The organism is Thiocapsa sp. (assembly GCF_011390875.1).
Taxonomy (GTDB): domain Bacteria; phylum Pseudomonadota; class Gammaproteobacteria; order Chromatiales; family Chromatiaceae; genus Thiocapsa.
Genome location: NZ_JAABRP010000318.1, coordinates 1 through 3,370 on the forward strand (window position 1 = coordinate 1; position 3,370 = coordinate 3,370).

3 protein-coding genes, 1 tRNA gene and 1 pseudogene are annotated in these 3,370 nt (G+C 64.2%); 3 read left to right on the forward strand and 2 right to left on the reverse strand.

The features are described from left to right. Both GPT33_RS17730 and GPT33_RS17735 read right to left on the reverse strand, forming a co-directional pair. A partial coding sequence (locus GPT33_RS17730; RefSeq protein ID WP_296811707.1) for a hypothetical protein occupies positions 1-450 on the reverse strand: 450 nt, incomplete at its 3' end. A gap of 329 nt (positions 451-779) precedes the next feature. Next, positions 780-855, reverse strand: a tRNA-Phe gene (locus GPT33_RS17735). Positions 856-1,055: 200 nt separating this feature from the next. Between GPT33_RS17735 and gatC the strand changes: the two genes are divergently transcribed. The 3 genes and pseudogenes from gatC to gatB form a co-directional block, all read left to right on the forward strand. Next, positions 1,056-1,343 (forward strand): Asp-tRNA(Asn)/Glu-tRNA(Gln) amidotransferase subunit GatC, encoded by a 288-nt coding sequence (gene gatC, locus GPT33_RS17740; RefSeq protein WP_296811710.1) that lies wholly within the window; start codon positions 1,056-1,058, stop codon positions 1,341-1,343. A 12-nt stretch (positions 1,344-1,355) separates the two neighbouring features. Then, positions 1,356-2,810 (forward strand): Asp-tRNA(Asn)/Glu-tRNA(Gln) amidotransferase subunit GatA, encoded by a 1,455-nt coding sequence (gatA, locus tag GPT33_RS17745; protein ID WP_296811714.1) that lies wholly within the window; start codon positions 1,356-1,358, stop codon positions 2,808-2,810. A 100-nt stretch (positions 2,811-2,910) separates the two neighbouring features. Then, positions 2,911-3,370: pseudogene (gene gatB / locus GPT33_RS17750) on the forward strand (Asp-tRNA(Asn)/Glu-tRNA(Gln) amidotransferase GatCAB subunit B); the annotation flags it as partial.

Consider the following 3,370-nt stretch of genomic DNA (forward strand, 5'->3'; position numbering starts at 1 on the left):
CTTGGGTCGGTCGACATTGGCGAGAAGCAGCTGGACACCGCTGCGCTCGCCGCTCGTGACCCCATCGACCAACAGACCGTCGGCAAAGCGTGGCTCCAGCGATGCCAAAAGGCCCGAGCGCTCGGCCGGTTGGGCACCGACGGCGAGGACGATCTCGTTGCTCCAGGCATTGCAGCGCTCGACCTTGGCCTCGGGCGAACCGTCGACATAGCAATTCATGATCAGACGCTTCTGCTTCCCGCCCAGACCGGCCAGCTCGCTCAGCATTGCGCTGACCTCGTCCAGCACGATGCGAGGCTCGAAAGCGTCCTCCGGGATCGTCGCGGCGAGCACTTCCTCGTCGGATTTCATTGATGCCAGCTGGTCGGTCAAGGGGCCCGCCAGCGACGCGGCTACCGAGACGGTCAACCCCAATGCAGCGATGGTCAGGCGAATCATCAACCGGCACATTGCGTCCATCTCGCGACCCCTCGACTGAATTTCGGGACAAATTTCAGGCTGCGACAAACCCGATCGGGAAACAACCCCCCAATTCTTCGAGAATCATGCCGTGTCGAGCGGTCGCCAGGGTTGCACACATAGGCGGGAATGCTTCCGGCTGAGTGGAAGCTCAAGCAAGGAACGCGCAGACCGGGTAAACCTTCGCAACCCGCCGTGATCGCGAGCGGACTCGGCGCGATATCGGGTAGCTTGCGCGGGCGGATCTTGCGGAGGAAAGGACCCTGAAAGGACCTGGAGCTAATCGATGTGGATAGCGCTGTGCTAACGATCTGTTTTTTTGGTGCCCAGGGGCGGAATCGAACCACCGACACGAGGATTTTCAGTCCTCTGCTCTACCAACTGAGCTACCTGGGCGCTTTGAGTTCCGCTCCCGTTGCGGGTAGCGGAGCCGCATATTAAAGCCGCAAGACGTGGGTTCGTCAAGGCGCGCGATCGTGCGGTCGTGCGATGAAGCTTCGAGGGCGCATCCGTCGCCCCGCGCGCCGCTCCCGAAAGTTCCGCCTCTCGCGCGCCTGTGCTATGTTGCGCGGCCTGTCAATCAAGCTGGATCGGTCATGTCATTGGATGCTTCGGACATCGAGAAGATCGCCCACCTGGCACGGCTCGAGATCGCACCCGAGTCGATCGAGCGCTATGCCGCGGATCTCTCCAACATCCTCGACCTGGTTGCGCAGATGGACGCGGTCGACACGGCGGGCGTCGAGCCGATGGCGCACCCGCTGCACATGAGCCAACGTCTGCGTCCGGATCGCGTGTCGGAGCAGGACCAACGCGAGCTGTTCCAGGCCATCGCCCCCTTGACCGAGGACGGGCTCTATCTGGTTCCCAAGGTCATCGACTGACGCCGAGTACTCATGCAGAACAAATCGATCGCCCAAATGGCCGCGGAGCTGCGGCTGCGCACCTATTCAAGCGTGGAACTCACCCGCCACTACCTGGAGCGCATCGCGCGCCTGGATCCGCGCTTGAACAGCTTTATCAGCGTCGCGAGCGAATCGGCCCTGGCGGCGGCCGAGCGCGCCGATCGCACGATTGCTGCGGGCGATTCCGGTCCGCTCGCCGGCATCCCGATCGCGCACAAGGACATCTTCTGCACGGCGGGGATCAGGACCAGTTGCGGCTCTCGGATGCTCGACAACTTCGTCGCGCCTTACGATGCGACGGTCGTCGAGCGTCTCGCCGCCGCCGGGGCGGTGGTGCTGGGCAAGACCAACATGGACGAGTTCGCCATGGGCTCCTCGAACGAGACGAGCTTCTACGGGCCTGTTCACAACCCCTGGGACGCGGATCGCGTGCCGGGCGGCTCCTCGGGCGGATCGGCCGCGGCGGTCGCCGCACGGCTCTGCGCGGCGGCCACCGGGACGGATACGGGCGGTTCAATCCGACAGCCTGCGGCGCTCTGCGGCATCACCGGCATCAAGCCGACCTACGGGCGCTGCTCGCGCTGGGGGATGATCGCCTTCGCCTCCTCGCTGGATCAGGCCGGCGTGCTGGCCCGTTCGGCGGCGGATGCGGCCTGTTTGCTCGACGAGATGGCCGGGTTCGACCCGCGCGATTCCACCAGTGCCGACGTCGACGTGCCGGACTATGTCGATGCGCTGGATGACGACATCGCGGGCCTGCGCATCGGTTTGCCGAAGGAGTATTTCGGCGAGGGGCTCGATCCGCGCGTGGCGGCGTCCGTGCAGGACGCGATCAAGGAGTACGAGCGACTCGGTGCCACGGTGAAGGAGATCAGCCTGCCGAACAGTCCGCTCTCGGTGCCGGTTTACTACGTCGTCGCTCCGGCCGAGTGCTCGTCCAATCTGGCGCGTTTCGACGGGGTGCGCTACGGCCACCGCTGCGAGCATCCGAAGGATCTCGAGGACCTCTACAAGCGCAGTCGCGCCGAGGGCTTCGGCGACGAGGTGCAGCGTCGCATTATGATCGGCACCTATGTGCTCTCTGCGGGCTATTACGACGCTTACTATTTGAAGGCGCAGAAGATCCGCCATCTCATCGCCGACGACTTCGCGCGCGCCTTCGAGGATGTCGACGTTATCATGGGGCCGACCGCACCGACCACCGCCTTTGCGCTCGGGGCCAAGACGGACGACCCGGTGGCCATGTACCTTAACGACATCTACACCATCGCGACCAACCTCGCGGGCCTGCCCGGGATGTCGATCCCGGTCGAGCCGGTCGACGGGCTGCCGGTCGGCTTGCAGATCATCGGCAACTATTTTCAGGAGGCACGCCTGCTGAATGTCGCGCATCGCTTCCAGCATGTGACGCATTGGCATCAGGGCGCGCCTTCCGGGTTCGAGTGATCGGCGAGCTTGTCGCTTGGCGCGCCCTGAACGTTGAAGAAGTGAGCGACATGAAACGGCAGGTTTGCCGAACGTACGATCGCGACATAGGTTAGACAGCATGCAATGGGAAACCGTGATCGGGCTCGAGGTCCATACTCAGCTCGCGACCCAATCCAAGATCTTCTCGGGTGCATCGATCGCCTTCGGCGCGCCGCCCAACACGCAGGCCTGCGCTATCGATCTGGGTCTGCCGGGCGTGCTGCCGGTTCTCAATGCCGAGGCGGTGCGTTTGGCCGTGCGTTTCGGCAAGGCGATCGGTGCCGAGGTGGCGCCGCGCTCGGTGTTCGCGCGCAAGAACTACTTCTATCCTGACCTTCCGAAGGGCTACCAGATCAGTCAGTACGAGCTGCCGATCGTCGGGGAGGGGCGAGTGGAGATCGTGCTCGGCGACGGTGCGGTCAAGTCGATCGGGGTGACGCGTGCGCATCTCGAAGAGGACGCCGGCAAGTCGTTGCACGAGGAGAACCTCGCGGGCGGCGGCTACACGGGTATCGATCTCAATCGGGCCGGCACGCCGC

Excerpts from the sequence above, each read along its gene's own strand:
- gatC (WP_296811710.1), top strand. The coding sequence starts at position 1,056 with ATGTCATTGGATGCTTCGGACATCGAGAAGATCGCCCACCTGGCACGG.
- gatA (WP_296811714.1), top strand. The coding sequence starts at position 1,356 with ATGCAGAACAAATCGATCGCCCAAATGGCCGCGGAGCTGCGGCTGCGC.